General features: G+C 66.5%; 13 protein-coding genes. 9 read left to right on the plus strand and 4 right to left on the minus strand.

The genetic code is table 11. From position 1 onward, the window contains the following. Positions 1 to 74 precede the first annotated feature (74 nt). The 5 genes from Mal64_RS06640 (at position 75) to Mal64_RS20275 (ending at position 7562) form a co-directional block, all read left to right on the plus strand. Positions 75 to 1388: a DUF1593 domain-containing protein gene (locus Mal64_RS06640; RefSeq protein WP_231993598.1), complete on the plus strand. Its 1314-nt coding sequence runs from the start codon at positions 75 to 77 to the stop codon at positions 1386 to 1388. Between the two features lie 144 nt (positions 1389 to 1532). After that, the gene (locus Mal64_RS06645; RefSeq protein WP_146398260.1) at positions 1533 to 2966 is read left to right on the plus strand and encodes a nucleoside hydrolase-like domain-containing protein; all 1434 of its coding nucleotides are present in this window, start codon (positions 1533 to 1535) and stop codon (positions 2964 to 2966) included. A 449-nt stretch (positions 2967 to 3415) separates the two neighbouring features. Beyond that, positions 3416 to 3967: an REP-associated tyrosine transposase gene (locus Mal64_RS06650; RefSeq protein WP_146398262.1), complete on the plus strand. Its 552-nt coding sequence runs from the start codon at positions 3416 to 3418 to the stop codon at positions 3965 to 3967. 200 nt (positions 3968 to 4167) lie between these two features. Then, complete coding sequence (locus Mal64_RS20415; RefSeq protein ID WP_391570401.1) at positions 4168 to 6654, plus strand: hypothetical protein; 2487 nt, start codon at positions 4168 to 4170, stop codon at positions 6652 to 6654. Between the two features lie 539 nt (positions 6655 to 7193). Next, positions 7194 to 7562, plus strand: a complete 369-nt coding sequence (locus tag Mal64_RS20275) for an IS66 family transposase (RefSeq protein WP_197525515.1) — start codon at positions 7194 to 7196, stop codon at positions 7560 to 7562. Between the two features lie 292 nt (positions 7563 to 7854). Here Mal64_RS20275 and Mal64_RS06665 read toward each other — a convergent pair whose 3' ends face one another. From Mal64_RS06665 to Mal64_RS06675, 3 genes are all read right to left on the minus strand, one after another. Then, positions 7855 to 9786, minus strand: a complete 1932-nt coding sequence (locus tag Mal64_RS06665; RefSeq protein ID WP_197525516.1) for a hybrid sensor histidine kinase/response regulator — start codon at positions 9784 to 9786, stop codon at positions 7855 to 7857. A 34-nt stretch (positions 9787 to 9820) separates the two neighbouring features. Then, positions 9821 to 11332: an ATPase domain-containing protein gene (locus Mal64_RS06670; RefSeq protein WP_146398270.1), complete on the minus strand. Its 1512-nt coding sequence runs from the start codon at positions 11330 to 11332 to the stop codon at positions 9821 to 9823. A gap of 219 nt (positions 11333 to 11551) precedes the next feature. Then, positions 11552 to 13219, minus strand: a complete 1668-nt coding sequence (locus tag Mal64_RS06675; protein WP_146398272.1) for a sigma-70 family RNA polymerase sigma factor — start codon at positions 13217 to 13219, stop codon at positions 11552 to 11554. Between the two features lie 788 nt (positions 13220 to 14007). Between Mal64_RS06675 and Mal64_RS06680 the strand changes: the two genes are divergently transcribed. The 4 genes from Mal64_RS06680 to Mal64_RS06695 all read left to right on the plus strand — a co-directional run bounded on the left by Mal64_RS06680 (position 14008) and on the right by Mal64_RS06695 (position 19120). Next, the gene (locus Mal64_RS06680; protein ID WP_146398275.1) at positions 14008 to 14496 is read left to right on the plus strand and encodes a hypothetical protein; all 489 of its coding nucleotides are present in this window, start codon (positions 14008 to 14010) and stop codon (positions 14494 to 14496) included. A 72-nt stretch (positions 14497 to 14568) separates the two neighbouring features. Continuing rightward, positions 14569 to 15726: a glycosyltransferase gene (locus Mal64_RS06685; RefSeq protein ID WP_146398277.1), complete on the plus strand. Its 1158-nt coding sequence runs from the start codon at positions 14569 to 14571 to the stop codon at positions 15724 to 15726. Positions 15727 to 15965: 239 nt separating this feature from the next. Beyond that, on the plus strand, positions 15966 to 16349 hold the full coding sequence (locus Mal64_RS06690; protein WP_146398279.1) for a BlaI/MecI/CopY family transcriptional regulator: 384 nt from the start codon (positions 15966 to 15968) through the stop codon (positions 16347 to 16349). Next, positions 16346 to 19120 (plus strand): M56 family metallopeptidase, encoded by a 2775-nt coding sequence (locus tag Mal64_RS06695; RefSeq protein ID WP_146398281.1) that lies wholly within the window; start codon positions 16346 to 16348, stop codon positions 19118 to 19120. Before Mal64_RS06690 ends, Mal64_RS06695 begins: the two co-directional genes overlap by 4 nt. Positions 19121 to 19138: 18 nt before the next feature. Here the strand turns inward: Mal64_RS06695 and Mal64_RS06700 are convergent, their stop codons facing one another. Further along, positions 19139 to 20515, minus strand: a complete 1377-nt coding sequence (locus Mal64_RS06700) for a hypothetical protein (RefSeq protein WP_146398283.1) — start codon at positions 20513 to 20515, stop codon at positions 19139 to 19141. Between the last annotated feature and the right edge of the window lie 16 nt (positions 20516 to 20531).

Here is a 20531-nt window from a genome sequence, read left to right on the forward strand (position 1 = left end):
GCCGCCTTCGATTCCAAGCGGCAATCGCCCCGCTCTACGCCCCCAACCCTACGCTTCGCCGAAACGGAGGTGAGATGCTTTCGCGTCAAAGGAAACACGCTGTCAGCTTCTTCGGCCTGATGGGCATGCTCGCAGGAGGGGCCGCGATCGCCGCTGCCGGCGACGGGGCCCTCAGCGGCGGGCGGCATCGGGTGGTGGTCTCCACCGACATCGGCGGCACCGACCCGGACGACTTCCAGTCGATGGTTCACCTGCTGGTTTACGCCGACGTGCTCGATCTCGAGGGGCTGATTTCGTCGCCGTACGGCGAAGGCCGCACCGAGAGCATCGGCGAAGTGATCGACGCCTACGAGCAAGACTACCCGAGCCTGCGTTCTCACTCCGCCGACTACCCCGAGCCCGACGCCCTGCGCGCCATCTGCAAGCAAGGCGCGCTCCACACGCCCGACCACTCGGGCGTGGGCGAGCCGACCGAGGGCTCGCGGTGGCTCATCGAATGCGCCCGTCGCGACGACCCGCGTCCCCTGCACGTGCTCGTGTGGGGAGGCATCGAGGACCTGGCCCAAGCGCTCCACGACGCCCCCGACATCCTGCCCAAGCTGCGGGTCTATTACATCGGCGGGCCGAACAAGAAATGGAGCGTCGACGCCTACAACTACGTCGAGCAGAACCACCCGCAACTGTGGATGATCGAATCGAACGCCACCTACCGCGGCTGGTTTGTCGGCGGCGAGCAGCAGGGGCAATGGAGCAACCACGGCTTCGTCGATAAGCACATCGCGGGGCACGGCGCGCTCGGCGCTTGCTTTGTCCGAGCCAAAGACGACATCAAGATGGGCGACACCCCCTCGGTCGCCCGCTTACTCCGCGGCGTTTCGGACGACCCCGCCAGCCCCAGCTGGGGCGGCAAGTACGCTCGGATCTGGGATGGCAGAAAGACCGTCTTCGATCGCCACACCACCGCGGACGACAAGGCCGAGGCGTTTGGCGTCGTCGAGTTCGTGCTGCCCAAGCCCACGGGCTACACCGCCGAGCACTCCGCCTCGATGGTCTTCAGCCACGGCCGGCCCGCCTCCGTGGGCGTCGACGAAGGCGAGTCGCTCCGCTTCCGCTTCTCGCCCCGCGACGCGAAGGTTTGGTCGTACGAGATCAAGAGCGACTCCCCCGCCCTCCATGGGCAGAATGGGAAGTTCGACGCGACCCCGCCGCCGCCCGAACGGACGAGCAAGCCCTCCGAATCGCACCCCCACTGGTGGACCGACGACCCCGACCCCGCGACGGCCGAGGGGGTGCACCCCGGCGCCAAGAGCGTCAACCGCTGGCGGGTCGATTACCTCCGCGACTTCGCCGAGCGGATGGATCGCTGCCAAGGCGCGCCGGCCCCGTAGCGGCGCCGGTGGCCCCCACTCGACCAAGAGACCGGCGCCCCAAGAGACACCGGCCCGCCGGTATGCAAGAATAGACAGCTCAACGACCGCCCCTCGGCGGGCTCCTCTGCGAATCCTCTTCCTAGCACCCACCGGGCTCCAGCTATGAAAAGCCTCACGACCCTCGGCCTGCTCGCTTCCCTCCTGCTTGGTCTCGCCTCGGGCGCCGCGGCGGACGAAACGAAGCGGCGCGTCTTTGTCCTGACCGACATCGAGAACGAACCCGACGACGCGCAGTCGCTCGTTCGCTTCCTCACCTACGCGAACCACTTCGACATCGAGGGGCTGATCGCCACGACCTCGATCCACCAACGCAACCAAACCGCCGCCTGGCGGATCAAGGAGATCGTCGCCGCCTACGGCGAGGTCCAGTCCAACCTGGAGAAGCACGAGCCCGGCTATCCGGCGGTCGAGCAACTCGAGTCGGTCATCGGCGAGGGGAGGCCCGACTACGGCATGAACGCCGTCGGCGAGGGCCAAGACTCCCAGGGCTCGGAGATGCTCATCGCCGCCGCCGACCGCGACGACCCGCGGCCGCTCTGGGTGCCGGTTTGGGGCGGCCCCAACGTGCTCGCCCAGGCCTTGTGGAAGGTCCGCGACACGCGGTCGCCCGAGGAGCTGGCGCGGTTCGTCGCGAAGCTGCGCGTCTACACCATCTCGGACCAGGACAACAGCGGCCCGTGGATCCGCAAGAACTTCCCCGAGCTGTTCTTCATCGCCAGCCCCGGCATGCACGCCGGCGGGGCCTACCACTTCGCTACCTGGAGCGGCATCAGCGGCGACAAGTTCCACGCCCGCTTCACCGGCGCCGATTTCGGCCTGGTGAACAACGACTGGCTCGACCGCAACATCCGCCAGAACCACGGCCCGCTCGGCGCGCAGCACCCGCACACCGAGTACCTCATGGAGGGCGACACGCCCAGCTTCCTCGGCCTGGTCCGCAACGGGCTCAACCAACCCGAGCACCCCAACTGGGGCGGCTGGGGCGGCCGTTACGAGTTCTACGCGCCGCGCACGCAGAAGTGGTTCCAGGAGCCCGAGACCCGCCCGTTCTGGACCAACGCCGTCGACGAGGTCCGCGGCGTCGACGGCAACTGGCACACCACGAACCACGCCACGATCTGGCGTTGGCGGTCGGCCTACCAGAACGACTTCGCCGCCCGCATCGACTGGACCACCCAGCCGTACGACGAGGCGAACCACCCGCCGGTCGCCAAGCTCGCCAGCCCCGCCGCGGTCACCGCCAAGCAGGGCGACACGATCCAGTTGAGCGCCGAGGGCAGCAGCGACCCGGACGGCGACGAGCTCTCTTACGAGTGGTTCTACTACGGCGAGGTCGGCGCCTTCACCACCTCGAGCGCGCGGACCGGGCAGCCGGTCGAGATCGACAACCACAACCAGCCGCAGGCCTCGCTGACCGTTCCCAGCGGCCGCGTCATGCCGCCGGGCGTGGGCGACATGCACATCATCCTGGCGGTGACCGACAACGGCTCGCCCGCGCTAACGCGCTACCAGCGGGTCATCGTGACGGTCGAGTGAGAGCCGAGCGGCGCGGCCAAAAGTATTTGAAATACTCGCCGCCGCGATTGCGCCAGCATAGTTCGCCGCGCTGAACGCCCCCGGCAACGCCCGAAAAACGCAGCCCGGCGCCGCCAACCGAGAGGAACCGCCGCACGAACGCAGCGGCGCGCCCACCCTGCGGCGCCCAATTATATTTGTAACGGGCGTTTCACCTAATTTCGACAATCGCTTTTGGCCGCGCGCGCAGCAGCGATTTTTGGGCCACGGCGATTTTGTTGTAGGTTGGGAGCTGCGAACGAGTTACAGCGAGGATTCGGCCGCGCGGAATCGACGCAAGTCGCGCATAATTATTCTTGGCCACTGGTTTGAACGCTGTGTAGGGTGTGATGAAGCGAAGCGCAATCGCACCTCCTCGACCCGACCCCAAACGGCCGGCACCCTAGCCATTCGACACGGCGATACAGCCGATGCCCAATTACCGCCGAGCATCGATCGAAGGAGGAACCTTCTTCTTCACGCTGACCACCCAAGGGCGGCGCGACTTGCTTACCACGGCGATCGCCCGTAGAGCGCTGCGAGAATCATTCCGAGAAGTCCGCACACGACGGCCATTCGATCTTGTCGCGATCGTGCTATTGCCCGATCACCTGCATTGCCTCTGGGCGTTGCCGCGCGGCGATCACGACTTCTCACAGCGCTGGAGTCGGATCAAGGCGGGTTTCACGCGGCGTTATCTAGCGGCCGGTGGCGTCGAGGCGCCAACCACGATAAGCCGTGGCGTGCGCGGCGAGCGTGGCGTCTGGCAGCGGAGGTTCTACGAGCGCGCGATTCGAGACGAAACGCACCTGCGACGCACGATGGACTACATTCACATCAACCCGGTCAAACACGGGCTCGTTGCCCGCGCAAAGGATTGGCCGTGGTCCTCGTTTCACCGCTACTGCCGACTGGGGGAATACAACGCCGAATGGGGCGGGTCGGGAGAGTTCTTTGGCGACGAGTGGCTTGAATTTGAGTGAACGGCTAAGGTTGGGGACGCCAACTCATTTCCGGCCGAGCGGCCATGCACGAGACGCCGGGAAGGTGCGATTCCGCTGACGCTTCATCGCACCCTACGTTCTGCGTGATGTTACGAAGCTTGTGGGGAAATCCTCCGTGGATACAATATGCGGCTATACGCCAATCTCGATGAGGCTCCGATGGCAGGAGTATTTCCAGCATGACGATTTCCACCCAGCCTTTATCGTCGAACTCACGCCTCCACGGCGTCTGCTTGCTGCTGGCGAGATCGGCTTGCGGGATCATCTTAGCGATGCCGCTCCTAGCCGACGCGCAGACGATTCCGTCGGGCATTATCAACGTCCCCCCGTCGCAAATTGGTGACAACCAATCCATCGGCTCGAACACGACCGTCAACATTTTATCCGGAGGGTCCGTCGGTTCTGGGTTTACCGCCGGCGCTGTGGATGGCAACGACACCGATGTCGAGGTGAATATTGACGGGGGCGAGATCGGTTACGGGTTAGTCGCCAACGGCAACAGCGTCGTCAATCTTTTCGACGGTCAGGCGGACACGATTTACGTCAAGAGCGGCGCGAGGCTGAACCTTTTTGACGGCGCCGCGACAGCTGTGTATGTCGATAGCGGTGGGGTGTTCAATCTTGCGGGTGGGGGCGTGTCAACGATCCAGATGTCTAGTGGCAGCCAAGTCAATATTTCAGGCGGCTTGATCGGTGATACGCGTCTCAACTCGGCGATGACATTCTTGGGGGGGGAGTTCCGTTTCAATGGCGTTCCAGTCGGCGGTGGCCCCCTGACCATCGGTAGCGGGGATCTACTATCGGGCACGCTTGAGGACGGCGGTGTGTTCGCTCATGCGGGCGCCTACCCGGCGACAGTGACCCTCGGGGAGACAAACACGCCGGCCATCGACTTGACGCCTATTGTGATTGACGCACCAGGCGCCGTGGTTACTAGCTTGCGTGAAGGGCAGTCGCTGACGGTCAAGCAAGGCGGATCCCTCAACGAATCAGATCACAAAGATTTGGTTGCGGTAGGCGCGGATATTCAGGTTGAAGGTGGAACCGCCCACAATCACTACACGATCATCGACACAGAGATGACCGTCACCGGAGGTCAGGCTGAGAGTATCCGAGCACTCTACGGGTCGGTACTCAACATCTCGGGAGGCGGCGTGGGTTATAGATCCGCCGCCCATGAAGGGAGCACTGTGAACATCAGCGGGGGAGAAATCGCTTTTGATTTCAACGCCTATCACGGCAGCACGGTCAATCTGTCGGGTGGAATCATCGGCGATAGGTTCAGCAATGTCGATGGCGGCCAAGTGACGATCTACGGCGGCGATTTTCAGCTGAACGGCTCGGCGTTCCAACAGGGGGTCGCGTCAGTCAACAAGGGTGACGTGCTAACCGGCGTCTTCGCGGACGGCACCGCATTTATCTTCTGGGGGAAAACCTTTGGCGATTCCTTGACCGACGTGAGCATTGTCCAGGCGTCACTCCCTGAGTTGGATTCCACGCCGATCCAAGTCGACTCCGCCAACGCACCCACCAGCCTGCGCCCGGGGCAGACGATGAACCTCCTGCCTGGCGGTGTGCTAAGCAGCGATTTTTCGGCGGTCGACGCGACGATCCACATGTCGGGTGGAGAAACACGCCGGCTCGAAACTGCCCGGTCAACCCTTCACCTCTCCGGCGGGTCGATCGGTTCGCTCTACTCCGTGGCGGGCGACACCATCGCGATTGAAGGCACGCACATTTATAATCTAAGCACTCACCAAGGGAGCCGCGTGACGATGACCAGCGGTGTTATCGGCTACGGGTCCAACGCGTACGATGGCAGCACGCTCAACATCAAAGGGGGAACTGTTGAGCCGTACTTTGACGCCGAGTCCGGGAGCGTGGTCAACATCTCTGGCGGCACGTTCGGCGACCAGTTCGGCGCCAACTACGGCAGTCAAGTGAATATTTCGGGGGGGCAATTCGGAAGCGTGTTCGCAGGGTCCAACAGCGACCTCAACCTGAGTGGTGGTGAGTTCGACCAAGTCGTCGCGCTGTCCAGCAGCGAGTTGGACATCTCAGGCGGTGCGATCGAAGTCTTCGACGCGAATCTGGGTTCGGTAGTAAACATCGCCGGGGGCGAGTTTGGCGCAGATTTCGACGCGCTGAGCACTAGCCGGTTGAATTTTTATGGGATCGCCTTCGCGTTAGACGGGCTCCCCATCGCAGGCCTTAGCCTCGGTGGAACGATCGAGGTAACCGACCGCAACAAGACGCTCTCCGGCGTGCTGCTTGATGGCTCGCCCTTCTCGATCGAACTAAACACTTCAGGGGCCGCGTCCGACTCCGTGATTTCCAACCGTGCGGTACTGATGCTCAACCTCCTCGAACCGGTTCTGCTGCCGGGCGACTTCAACGGCGACGGCTCGGTCGACGCGGCCGACTTCACCGTGTGGCGCGACCACCTCGGCGACGGCGACGAGTCGGCGATCGCCCACAGCGGCAACGGCCTGGGCGGCGTCGATATGGCCGACTACGACCTGTGGGTCGCGAACTTCGGCGCCTCGCTCGCCGACTTCGCCCAAGCGACCGCGGCGCCCGAGCCTGGCGGCCTGTTGCTTTTCCTGCTCGCTGCGTTGTCTTGCGCCCGCCAACGCGTTTTCAGCCACCCCCACGGCCGCCGCTGAGGCATCCGACGCGGGATTGGCGGCGCCAGGCCGACCAGCTTGGCCGCCTGGCCCCGGTTCAGCCGGCCCAGCTCTGGCAGATCAGCGATCAGGCCGTGGGCCGTCGTCGCCCCGACCCCCGGCACGGTCACCAGCAGCTCGCGTCGGCGGCGGAACCCGGGGTCCTCACGCGTCAGCTCGGCCAGCCGACCGTCGATCTCCTGGAGCTGGTCTTTGAGGAACCCGATCGAGCGGCGGATCCACTCGCGGGCCTCCCGGTCGCGGGCCGTGCCGAGGCGGTTTTTCTCTTGGGTGAGGGTCTGCTGCACCTGCTGACGACGGGCCCTCAACGCCCGGAGTCCGTAGGGTGCGATGGAGCGCAGCGGAATCGCACCTTCCCGGTTTCACAGGGGGTAAAGGTCGGTCGAAATCGCTTGGCCGGCTAGCATGTGGGCGACATGCTCGTGACCGCGAAGGTGCGATTCCGCTGACGCTTCATCGCACCCTACGTTCTGCGAGGCGAGCGTGAGCGGCTCGACGAGCCCTCGTACGGCGTGGCCGTGTCGCGCTTGCAGCGGCGGGCGTGGGAGCTGGGGCAAGAGGAGTGGGAGTCGGCCGACGCCCGCCGGCTCGCCGACCGCTGCGCGCGTCACGCCGACGGGCTGTTCACGTTCCTGTGGCACGACGGGGTCGACCCCACCAACAACCACGCCGAGCGTGAGGTGCGGCCGGCGGTGCAGATGCGCAAGAACAGCTACCAGAACGCCAGCCCCTCGGGCGCCCACACCCAGGCGGTGCTGATGACCGTCTTCCGCACGCTCAAACGCCGCGGCCACAACCCGCTCGGAGCCCTCACCCAAGCCGTCGCCCACTACGCCGCCACCGGCCAACTGCCGAACATCCCCCACGCCAACGCTTCAGGTGGGTGAGGGGTTACCGGTCAAGCATTCTGAGCATTATTTAGAAAATAGAATAATTATTACCCTGGGACCCTCATGAGAAGTCCACACTTAAAATGCTTACGCTTCGCTTTCTTGCCGCCCCGAGCATCGCAAACCGAATCACAATACGACCAACACAGAAAAAATCCCCCAAGCCATCAGGCGTGCGGGGTCTGGGTCAAAGCAAGACTGGGTAGATACCCCTAATCGAGGAAGCTGACGGCGGGGGCTTTCCTAGGCTTGCGGGGGGCCTTCGCCCTAGCGCCGCTCGCCACGCTCGTCAGTCGAGGTGCTCGGCCACCATGCGTAGCATCTCGGCGGTGGCGATCGGCTTGCTCAGGTAGGCGTTGCAGCCGCTCTTCAGGCAGCGGTCCATGTCGCCCTGCATGGCGTCGGCGGTCAGCGCGATGATGGGGCGGCGGAACCCCATGCTGCGGAGCCGGGCGGTCGCCTCGTAGCCGTCCATCGCGGGCATCTGCATGTCCATCAGCACGATGTCTGGCGGGGAGCCGGCGTTGAGCATCCGCTCGACCAGCTCCGTGGCGTGCAGCCCGTTCTCGGCGTAATCGACATCGGCGCCGGCGTTCTCGAGGATGCGGCCGGCGAGAAACCGGATGTCGTGGCGGTCGTCGACGACCAGCACCCGGCAGCCGAGGCGGGGCGGCTCGTCGTCGGCGGCGGCCAGGGCGCCCTCGCGCGGGGCGCCGGGGGGTGGGGCCGCTTGGTCCTCGGCGAGCGCGAGGGTGAGCTTGAAGGTGCTGCCCTCGCCGAGCCGGCTGGCGACCGTGATGTCGCCGCCCAGCATGCGGGCGAGCCGCTGGCTGATCGCCAGCCCGAGGCCCGTGCCGCCGAACCGCCGCGAGACCGAGGAGTCGGCCTGGTGGAACGGCGCGAAGAGCGACTCGATCTGGTCGTCGGACATGCCGATGCCGGTGTCGATCACCTCGAAGACGAGCTCGCCGGGCGAGCCGCTGACCGCCAGCCGGACCGAGCCCTCGTGGGTGAACTTGATCGCGTTGCCAACCAGGTTGACGAGCACCTGGCGTAGGCGTTTCGGGTCGCTGTGGACCCAGTCGGGGGCGGCGCCGCTGTACTCGACCGAGAACCCGACGCCCGACTCGTCGGCGCGCACGCGCATCAGGGCGTAGATGTCGTGGACGAACGGGCCGAGCTCGAAGCGGGCGGGGACCGTTTCGAGCTTGCCCGCTTCGATTTTGGAGAGGTCGAGGATGTCGTTGATGATCTCGAGCAGGAAGCTGCCGTTCTGCTGGATGACCGAGAGGAAGCGGCGTTTCTCGGCGTCGGACTCCTTCTCGGCGAGCAGCTCCGCGTAGCCGAGGATGGCGGTCATCGGCGTGCGGATCTCGTGGCTCATGTTGGCGAGGAACTCGCTCTTGGCGGCCCCCTCGGCGGCGGCGCGGTCGGCGTCGGTCGCCAGCCGCCGCTCGTAGAGCTTCTGGCGGTGGATGTCGGTCCCGGTGCCGTACCAGTGCAGCACGGCGCCGTTGGGGCCGCGGATCGCCTCGGCCCGCACGAGGTGCCAGCGGTGCTTGCCGGTGCGGGCGTCGCGCACGCGCAGCTCGGCCTGGAAACTGGCGCCCGTTTCGATCGAACGGCGCCAGCGTGTCTCGGCGGCGCCGATGTCCTCCGGGTGGATGGCCTGGGCCCAGGAGGCGTCCTTCAAGCGCTGGGGGGTCAGTCCCAGCAGGTCGAAGGCCCGTTGGTTGATGAACTCCATCCGTCCGCGGGCGTCGGCGGCGAACACCATCTGGGGCATCGCGTCGGCCAGCTGGCGGAACTCGCGGCCGCGGGCGTCGAGCGATTCGAGCAGGTCGCGCACCGTGTACTGGCGTTTGCGGTCCTTGAGCCGCGAACGCACGAGGCTGAGGAAGGGCGTGATCTTCAGCGGCCTCTCGATCAGCGTCACGTTGAACGACTGCTGCCACCGCTCGAGCTCGGCCGCGTGGACCTGGCTGGAGAGTGTGAGGATCAGCAGCGGGAGGTCGGACCAGGTCGGTTGCTCTCGCAGCATCGTTTCGACCGCACGCTCCGAGTCGCCGAGCAGCCGCTCCTCGGCGACGAGCAGGGCCCCGGCCCCGGCGCGGGCCTCGCGGCACAGCGTGTCGAGGTCCGGGCAGACGACCCCCTCCACGCCGTTCTCGGCGAACAGCCGTGCGGTGATCTCGCCGTCCTTGGTCGTCGGCAACAGCATCAACAGCCGATGCGACTCCCCTGGGGGTTGAAGATCACTCATCGCCGTCCCGAGGTTTGATCAGGTCGGCCTTGTCGCCGGTGTAGGTCGGGGTGCCGGCCAGCACGCCGTGGAAGTTGCTCAGCGGCTCGCCGACCTTGATCTGGCCGTCGGACATGTGGAACTCGCGGATCGATCGCTCGTGGCCGCCGTCGCGTTTCTTGACGACCGAGATCGCTTGGCGGATCGAGCCGGCCGACTCGAAGTACCGGAACAGGATGACCGTGTCGGCGAGGTAGCTCGCGTCGACCGGCGTCTGCATCGCGTGGCCGAGCATGCCGTGCTGGGCGACGACCAGGAACGTAGAAACCCCGCAGCTGCCCAGGTAGTGGAGCAGCTCGTGCATCTGGACCTGCAGGAACCGCTCTTCGGGCATCGAGCTGAGGTAGCCGTTGAGGCTGTCGATCACCACCAGCGACACGCGGCTGCCGTCGGCTCTTGGCTTGATCGCCTGGCGGACCATCTCGGCGAAGTGGCCGGGCGAGACGGCGCCGGGATTCACCTGGTGGATCTCCAGGAGCCCCTCTTCCTCGAACTTCGTGAGGTCCATCCCCAGGCCCTTCGAGCGGAGGCAGAGCGTGCGTTTGCTCTCGTCGAACACAAAGACCACCGCACGCTCGCCGCGTCCGCAGGCTGTGGCGGCGAACAGCGTGGAGCAGCTGGACTTGCCGACCCCCGCGGGTCCCAGCATCAGCGTGCTGGTGCCGGGCTCGATGCCGTCGCCCAGGAGCCGGTCGAGTGACTCGTTGCCGCTGAGCAGCTTGCCGAACTCGTTGGGGGGCAGCTCGTTGTAGCTGGCGGCGATGCGCGGGTAGATCGTCACCCCGCCGCGTTCGATCTCGTAATCGTGCCACCCGCCGACGAACTTCCGCCCGCGGAACTTCACCACCCGCAGCCGCCGCCGCTCGTCGCCGAACTCGGCCGGCATCCGGTCGAGACTGATCACGCCGTGCGCGATGCTCTGCAACTGCAGGTCGTTGTCGGGCGAGGTCTTGTCGTCGAGAAACACCGCGGTGCAATCGCGGCCGACGAAGAACTGCTTGAGGGCGAGGATCTGGCGCCGGTAGCGCAGCGGATTCTGCGCCAGCAGCCGCAGCTCGGAGAGCGAATCGAGCACCACCCGCCGGGGGTTGAGCGACTCGACACGATCGAGCATCCGCCGGGTGGTCTCGCCGAGCTCGACCTCCGAGGGCTGGAACATGGTGTACTGCGACTCGGCGTCGAGCGACTCGGCGGGGTCGACCAGCTCGTAGATGTCGATCTCGTCGAGCGACCAGCCGTGCGAGTCGGCGATCGCGTCGAGCTCGTGCTTGGTCTCTGACAACGAAACGTAGAGCCCCTTCTCGCCGCGGCTGGCGCCGTCGAGCAGGAACTGGAGGCCGAGGGTGGTCTTGCCCGTGCCGGGGTTGCCATCGAGAAGGTAGATGCGGTTGCCTGTTAAGCCGCCGCCCAAGATTGCATCGAGCGTGGCGTTGCCAGTGCTGATGTCAGTCGTTGGGTTGTCCATTCAGAGGTTCAGCCATCGTGTGTCGCGTGGGGGGCCAGGCTCGCCGCGCTGCGAGGCGGCCTAAGTTTATCAAAGCGGCGGTGTTAAGGAAAACAGTGGGGTCGACTGGCTTCGAACGGGTGGTCGCCCGGCTGTCACCCGGAGGCCCGCCCCATGAAAAAACCCCGCACGCCTGGCGGCGTGCGGGGTCTGGGTCGCATCGTGGAGAGTCTCTTCGGCTCAGTCGAGGAAGCCAACCAGCTCGGCCGAGCGGCTCGGCTGTTGCAGCTTGCGGACCGCCTTCGCTTCGATCTGGCGGATCCGCTCGCGGGTGACCTTGAAGATGTGGCCGACCTCTTCGAGCGTGTAGCTGTAGCCGTCGCCCAGGCCGTAGCGGAGCTTGATGATCTCGCGCTCGCGGTAGCTCAGGGTCTTGAGCACCTTGGTGATGCGGCCGCGGAGCATCTCTTGGGCGGCGCCCAGGGCGGGGCTCTCGGCGCCGGCGTCGGGCAGCAGGTCGCCGAACTGGCTGTCCTCGCTGTTGCCGACCGGGCGGTCGAGGCTGATCGGGTAGCGGCTCATGGCCAGCACGCGACGCGCCTCTTCGATCGTGCAGTCGGCCGCCTTGGCGGTCTCCTCGATCGTCGGCTCGCGGCCCAAACGCTGAAGCAGCATCCGCGAGACGTTCCGCACGCGGCTCATGGTCTCGACCATGTGCACGGGGATGCGAATCGTGCGGCTCTGATCGGCCACGGCGCGGGTGATCGCCTGGCGGATCCACCAAGTGGCGTAAGTGCAGAACTTGAAGCCGCGGCGGTACTCGAACTTGTCGACGGCCCGCATCAGGCCGGCGTTGCCCTCTTGGATCAGGTCGAGGAACGACAGGCCGCGGTTGCGGTACTTCTTGGCGATCGAGACCACCAACCGCAGGTTGCCCTCACTCAGGCCGCGCTTGGCCCGCTGGTACTCGGTGTGGACGCGACGCAGGCGGCGGACCCGGTTGTGGAGGCTCGTAGGCGTTTCTTGCATGCTGCGGAGGAGCGTGCGGTACTCGATAATGACGGGCTTGCGCTCCGACATCGGGCGGCGGTCCTTGCGCATCTTGTCCATCTGCTTGCGCAGCTGCTGGACACGCTTGTCGAACTGGATCAGGTGCTCGATCATCGGCTCGATCCGCTGGGTGCGGAGGCCGAGCTCTTCGACCAGCAGCACCGCGCGGCAGCGGCGCTGCCCCAGGCGGGCCCAGGCCGCCTTGCGGGCGGCGGGCTTCTGGCTCTTGCTCGAGGCGATCTTGTAGTCCTCGGCGTTGCGGGCGAGCAGCGTCGAGAGCGTTTGCAGGTTGTGCGGCATGCGGCCGAGGATCTGCTCCTTCTCGAGCCGGTCCGTCACCGAGACCTGCACGGTGCGGTCGAACGGCAGCTCGCCGCGGTGGACGCGCTCGAGCACCTTGATGGCGCTGCGCATCACGTAGTCGCAGGCCAGCAGCTTGCGGCGGAAGGCGGTGCGGGTCTGCTCGATGCGGCGGGCGAGGCAGATCTCTTCCTTGCGGGTGAGCAGCGGGATCTCGCCCATCTGCGTGAGGTACATCCGCACGGGGTCGTCAGACCAAGACTCGTTGTCGGCGCCGTCGAGCGGGCCGTCTTCGTCGTCCGACTTGTCGGTCTCGTCGGCGGACGCGGTGGAGGCGGTGCTAATGCCGCTGTCGTCGTCCTCAGTGTCGAGGTTGGCGCCGAGCGTCTGCGCAGCCTCGTCGCTGTTGTTGCTGTCGTCGACGAGATCGTGATCCAAGAGCGTGGAGTACAAAGCCGTTTTCTCCTGCGGTAGCGGTGGGGGTCGTGGTCGTCGCGTGCGTCGCACCGGGGCGGTGTGGGCGAGGCAGGCGCCAGACGCGCGGCGGGGGCGCGTCATGCTGGCGGGTTCGCCATCCTAGGCGACGGGTCCGCGGCTTAACGGGAGCAGAGGCAAGAAGACCTCCGACGACGCGCTCTTGTATTCGGTGGGAATGAGCCGCGATACGATCGGTGGGGTCGGCGTGCGACGCCTCTCTCTTACGGGGCGGGCGATTCCTGTTCGCCCCGCCTTAACTGACGCTTGGGTCGTGGTAAACGATTGTGCTTCCTCGGGCACACGGGCAAAGGCGTACAGGCAATGGGGGTTATGACCGCTGGGGCTCTACTCGGAAGTCTCGGCGTGCGGGCGACTCTCCACTCGGGTTGGTCGCTCCCGTCTTGCCGGGGCTTCGGGCCACGCGAGCGGCCGCCTTCTTACTCGCTAAAGCAACGCCTGGTCTTCCACGGAACAACGAAGTCTAACACCCATTCGCGGCGCGTCCCTTCAAGCCCCTTATTTGGCAAGAAGTTGCGACAAAGCAAAAACGAGCGGTCGATAAAATCTCAACGCCTGGGCAAACCTCGCCGCCGGCGGTCAGACTCGTCCCGGCGCGCCCGTCGGCTGGGTCTATAGAATTCTAAATAGCGAGACACCGGGGTCCATCCTCTATTTTTGAAAAAGGGCGGCGCTTGTGGCCTCCCGTGCCCCCCGCGCAAAATGGGGAGACGCACCCGGCGCTCTTTCGCCCTGCTTTCAGACGCCCCGCGCGCTCCTCCGTTTCCGTCCCATCCTCTCGACGCCGGCGCCACCCCGCTGACTCACCCGCGATGCCTGCCCAGTACCAAATCCCCTGCGAGTGCGGCGCCATGCTCGTGATCGAGACACGGCAGGCCGGCGAGCGGATCCCTTGCTCCTGCGGAGCCACGGTCGAGGCCCCGCCGCTGCGAAAAATACGAGAATTACAGCCTATTCAACAAGCCGAGGAGCCAACCTCGGCCTGGAGCTACCGCCACGGCGTGCTGACGGCCGGGCTGCTGGCGGCCCTCGGCCTGGCGCTGCTGGCGGGCTGGTTTGAGACAACCAAGCCCGCCCCCCCGGCGCCGTTCGACGCCACGATCTACCAGAAAAGCGCGGCCGAAGGGATCGACAATCTCACGCCGCTCCAGGCATGGGCCTTGTGGAAGCAGCGCTATGAGCCTCTTGCCGTCAGTGGCCTGCAGCCGATGACGAACCAAGAGAACCAAATCCGCGATTTGCTGATCGCCAGATCGGACAAATATCGCAATGGCTTACTGATTGCCGCAGCCGCAGTTGCGGTGATTACAGCCGGCGCCTTTGCTTGCTTGCCCAAGTAAGCTTCGCCGCAAGCACCAGTCGCAGCGCGCCGCCCGCCCGCCGGGCCCCCCCTAACACGGACGCCCTCCCCCTTGCGCTGCCTCCATTACGTCGACCAGCTCAACGAAGAGACCGGCGGCGTGGTCCGTGCGGTCCTCGATTTGGTAGCCAAGTTGCCCCAGGCGACCGCCGAGCCGATCGACGTCACGCTGCTGACCGGCGACCCCGGCGACGCCCCCCCCGAGTGGCTCGCCGAGGGGTCGAACCCACGGGTGATTCGGTTCGACCGCCGGGCTGGACTCTTCGGCCCGAGCGCCGCCTCGAGCGAGGCGATCGAGCGCCACGTGGCCGAGGCCGACGTCGTGCACCTGCACACGCCTTGGGACCCGATGAACCCCCACGTCGCCCGCGCGGCCAGACGAGCGGGCACGCCGTACGTGCTGAGCGTGCACGGCATGCTCGACGACTGGTCGATGGCCCAGCGCGGCCTGAAGAAACGCGTGTACCTCGCGCTGGGCGGACGCAAGATGCTCGAGCACGCCGCCCTGGTCCACTGCACCGCCGAGGCCGAGCGTGACCAGGCCGAGCGTTGGTACCCGCGCGGCCGCACCGAGGTGCTGCCGCTGGTGATGGACCTCACCCCTTACGCCGACCTGCCGGGCGACGAGCTCGCCCGCGAGCGCTGCGCCGCTTTCTCCGCGGCCGAGCCGACGCTGCTGTTCCTCAGCCGCGTCGATCCGAAGAAGGGCGTCGACGCGCTGATCGACGCCGTGGCCCAGCTCAAGGCCCGCGGCAAGCCGACCCAAGCGGTGATCGCCGGCCCCGGCGCCACCGCCTACGTCGCCCAGCTGCGCGAGCAAGCGACACGCCGCGGCGTGGCCGACCGGGTCCACTTCCTCGGCATGGTCCGGGGGCGTGAGAAGCTGTCGCTCTACCAGGCGTGCGACCTCTACGTGCTGCCCACACACCAAGAGAACTTCGGCATCGTGCTCACCGAGGCGATGGCGTGCGGCGCCAAGGTTGTGACCACACGCGGCGTCGACATCTGGCGTGAGCTCGAGCGCGCCGAGGCGACGATCATCGACGACGACCCCCAGCAGCTCGTCGAGGCGCTCGACACGCTGCTGGGCGACCTGCCGGCGGCCCGCGCCGCGGGCGAGCGTTCGCGTGCGGCGGTGTTCGATTGGCTCGACGAGACGCGCGTGCGCGAGTCGTACGCCCGCATGTACCGCACGGCGATCAACGCCTAACGTCGATCCACGAGTAACGGCGAGCCGGCGGTGTAAGCCGCCGGTGGTACGCCGTAACGCAAAGCGCTGCAAACACCTCAGGCGACTAACGTCGCCGGCTCGCCGGCTTTTCTGCTGCGACGCTCTCGGCGGCGCCCTTCTGAGAAAAATCTTCTTGACTCGCGCCCCGCGTATCGATAAAACCAAATCTAGTTAACCAAACTTACTCCTCGGCAACTCATCCCCTGGGAGCCGCCGCCATGGCGCGACCCAAAGCCCCCGAGCTGACCGAGCGTGAGCTCGAGCTGATGCACGTCTTCTGGGAAAAGGGGCCGATGACCGCCCCCCAGGCCCGCGAGCAACTCGCCGAGTCGGGCCGCGACCTGGCGTACACCACCGTCGCGACGCTCATCAAGATCTTGGTCGACAAACGCTTCCTCAAGCAAACCGGCGACCAGCGGCCGTTCGTCTACCAATCGATCCGCTCGTTCGACGCCGTGTCGAAGCGGCTGGTATCGGACCTCGTGCGGCGGGTGTTCCAGGGCTCGCGCGAAGAGCTGCTGGTCCAGCTGCTCGACGGCCGCAAGCTCTCGCAGAAGGAACGCGAAACTCTTCAGCAAATCCTTGGAGAGGGCCAGTCATGACCGCCGCCACGACGATCCTCCTCGGTTGTGTTTTGCGAGTGACGCTGTTCGCCGTCGCGGCGGCCTTGTTCTACCTGCTGGTGCGCCGCCTGCGGGCCGGAGCCGGGGCGTCGGCGGCGATGGCGAGCCTCGGCATGGTGCTCGCGCTGACGCTGCTAGCCGCGAGTCCCTGGCCGCGTTGGGATTTTTCGCCATCTGAAGCAGCCCGAGCAGCAAGCACCGCGCCGGCCCAAGCTTCGGCCCCGCAGGAAGCGAACGCCAGCGTAGTGCCCTCCCCTGCCCTCGCCGAGCCGGTCGCGAAAGACTCACCCTGGGCCGCCGGTTGGGAGGCGTTCCGCGAGGCGCTGGCGTCTCCCGCCGCGGCGCCAGAAGCCGACGCCCCCGCAAGCCAAGCCTGGGATTGGCGCCGCGGCGTGTGGGTCGTGCTCGCGCTGAGCTTGGCCCTCGGCGCCGGGCGATTCGCCTGGGGGCTGTGGTCGGTCGCCGGGCTGGTGAATCGCAGCAAGCCGATCGGAGAAGAAGCAAGCGCCGCCGCTGCCGTGCTCGCCGAGCTGAGCGAGAAACTCGCTCTGCCCCAGAAGGTCTTGCTGCGTGAATCGTCGGACGTCGTCACGCCGGCCACCGTCGGCTGGCGCCGGCCGCTGATCTTGCTGCCTGCGGCGGCTTGGCGCGACTGGTCGGAGGAAGAGATGCGCGCCGTGCTGTCGCACGAGCTGGCGCACGTGGCGGCGCGCGACTACGCGTCGTGGCTCGTCGCCCGACTGGCCGTGGCGGCGCACTTCTACCACCCGCTGGTCCACTGGCTCGCCGGCCGCTTGCAACTCGAGCAAGAGCTGGCGGCCGACGCCGCAGCGGTCCGCCTGGTGGGCGACCGCCAACGCTATCTGCAAACCCTCGCCGCGCTCGCCATGGCGACGCCCAACCATCGCCTGGCGGGCCCCGCGCGGACGCTGATCCCCGGCCGTTCCCTTTTGATGAGGAGAGTCGAGATGCTACGCACGACTAAGACGCCCGGCCCGGCCGGCGCGCACCGTTGGCTGGTCGCGACCTCGTGGGGGCTGCTCGCCGCGCTGGCCGTTGGCCTGGCGGGCGTGCGGCAAGAGGCCATCGGCCAGGAAGAAGCGGGGCAGGAAGAAGTGACCCCGGCGGCGGCTACGCTGGCGGCCGAGCCGGTCGAACGGATCGACCTGAGCGTCGTGCCACCCGATTCGTTCTACGTGCTCTCGCTGAGGCCGGCCGAGTTGCTCTCCAAAGAGGCGTACCGACCGTTGATCAAACCGTTCGACGATCTCGCCAGCGGCTTCTTGATTGCTCCCGGCGTGTCGGTAACCGATTACGAGGAAGTGATGCTCATCGGGTCGGTGCTCTCGGTCGATCGACCAAGAGTGGTCGTGCGATTCACCAACCCAGCGGTTCCCGAAGCGATCATCCGGCATATCACAGAAGTTGAGGGGGGCGTCAAAGAATTCAGTGTCGAGGGCCTGCAAGCGTGGGAGACGCACACGGCCCGCATCGTACGCCTGGACAGTCGCACGCTGGTAGGGGACTCCAAGCCCCGTGTCGGGAGTGGAAGCGAGTTCGCGCCGTCACCGGTCAAGATACAGCCGATAGCCCATCCGCCTTGGGCCGCGTCTTGGGAAGGACTGACCGACCGCCCGGTCGTCGCCGCGGTGAACCCGAAACTCCTGGACAACCTACTTGCCAGTAACGAGTTGCCTGGAGGGCTCCCCTCGGACTTGGTCGCCCCGGCAATCAAGCATGTCGAGTGGACGGTTGCGTCACTCGACCTGACAGCCGGCGTGGCCTTGCAAGCGGTCGCTCAATGCGACGGGGCCGAGGGCGCCAAAAAGTCCGCAAGAACGGCTCGGGCCATGCTCACACTCATGAGCAACGTGTACGAGGAGCAACGCGCCGCGACACTAGAGCGGGTGATGAAGTGGCCGGAAGACATCGTGACGCAAGTGGAATTGATAACCGCGGTGTACGACCTAGCGGATGACTTCACCGCCAACGCCATGCCGGTCGTCGAGGGCGATCGTGTGCGGCTCGCTTACCGGGGAAAAATTGACGAGGACGAGATAGTCGCCACAGCCACCGGGATGCTGCTACCCGCTGTGAACACCTCACGCGAGGCGGCGCGGCGCACCGAGAGCACGAGGAACTTGAAAAAGATCGCCCTCGCCATGCACAACTACGCGGACACGCACGGTCACTTCCCCCCGGCATCGGGGACCCGCTTCTACAGTGTTGCCTCCGGTCAAACGGCAGAGAGCAAGCACCCGCACAGCTGGCGGGTCGCGATCCTTCCCTTCCTCGACAACAGTAAGTACCAGGACCTCTATCAGCAGTACCGCTTCGACGAGCCGTGGGACAGCACGGCCAATCAGAAGGTCATGGCTAACATGCCCTCGGCGTACCGTTCGCCTTACGCTGACGGCCTTTCGACCAACACGAGCTACTTCGTCCTAACCGGTCCTGAAACCATATTTGACGACAGCGAGGGAACGGCGTTCGATGAAATCACCGGCCCCAAGTCGAAGACATTTCTTGTGGTCGAAGCCAAACGCGAGATCCCCTGGACGAAGCCCGAGGACATCCCTTACGCGGCCGACAAGCCATTCCCGGAACTCGGTGGATACCAAACCAGCCCGATACTTCTAGAGGCAGCTTTCGCCGACGGAAGAGTGGGAAATATCCACGAAGCAATCGGTGAAGCGACGCTGCGCATGCTCACCACCAAGGCGAAAGAAGTGCCGGCAGACCTGCCGTGAACTCAGATCATGGCAAGCTCACCCGCCGAGCAGCCGCTGGGTGTCGGCCGCGCCGAGCGGGCGCCAGGTGTTCGACATCCGTGAGGCGGTCGCCACGCGCAGCGGGTCGAGCGTCTCGCGGCTGAGCACCACGAGCGTCTTGCGGAACCAGCCGGTCTGCTCCAGCAACACGATGTCGCCAGATTCAGCAACCGACCACTTCTGCTTCGCCAGGCCGGGGTGACGCTCGGTGAGCTCGGCCCGCAGCGGGTCGTCGGCCGCCAGCGGCGCCGGCTTGCGGCAGCCGTCGCAGCCGGCGTCATCGGCCACGGTGCGCGCCACGCCCTGGCCACAGCGCGGACAGTTGGTCGTCTCGGTCGCGAGCACCGGCGCTTCGAGCACCGGGCAAGCGACGTAGTGCTCGGCCTCGCCCCGCTTGCCGGTGACCGCGCAGGTGAGCAGTTCGTCGGCCAATCGCTTGGCGCCGGTCACGTCGCTCTTCTGGATCGCCTCGGCGGCGACGATGTCGCCATCCTCCAGCACGCCGAGGGAGTAAGTCTCCAGGCCGGTGCGGGGGCACACCACGGGCGGCGCCTCGAGGTCGCGGGCCCAGCCGTCGAACGGCGCGTCGAGCGAGCGCTCACCGAACTCGAACCGCAGCCGACCGCTGGCCCGCTTGGCCCACACGATCGCCACGGCGACGGGGAGAGCGGAGTCGGCGTGCGCTTCGGCCAGCCGGTGAGCGGCGGCGGCGATCTGCCCCATGCGGACGCGCGGCACGCTGTGCGGCGCCGGTTCGGCGGTCTCGACCGTGGCGAGCCCCAGCCGGTCGATCAGCTCGCTGGCGACCGCGGCGACCGATTCGTTGTAGAACGTGTGCTCGACGGTTGTCTCGTCCTGCGGGACGCCCGGCGCCACAACGCGGCGGGTGAGGCGCAGGAACGGCGCGTCTTCGAGCGAGCAGCCCGCCACGTGGCAACGGCCCCCTTCTTCGAGCCGGTAGGCGGCGAACAGCCGCTCGGCGAGGCCGTGGACCCCGTCGGGCTGGCCCAACGGCCGGAGGCCGGCGGGTGGCTCGCGTTCGGCGAGCCGCGTGAGGAGCGCGTCGACGAGCCCCTCGGGGCTCGTGGCCAGCAGTTCGCCGCCGTTGTCGGCCGGCTCGGGTTCGGCGCCGGCGCGGCTGCGGCCCAGGGGCCAGATCCGCGACAGGCCCGATTTGCTGCGCGAAGGCGTTTCGTCTTCGCTCAGCTGCGAGGGCGCCACGGCGCGGAACTCGGAGCCGCTCAGCTCGAGCACGAGCCCCAGCCCCTCGGCCGCCGAGCGGACGAACGAACGCCACGACTCGGCCCGGCCGCCGCGGCCGGGCGCGGCGGGGCAGTCGCTGTCGTTGGTCGTGCTGTCGTCAATGGTCGCCAAGACGGGTCCGCCTGCC

It is taken from the genome of Pseudobythopirellula maris (genome assembly GCF_007859945.1).
Lineage (GTDB): Bacteria > Planctomycetota > Planctomycetia > Pirellulales > Lacipirellulaceae > Pseudobythopirellula > Pseudobythopirellula maris.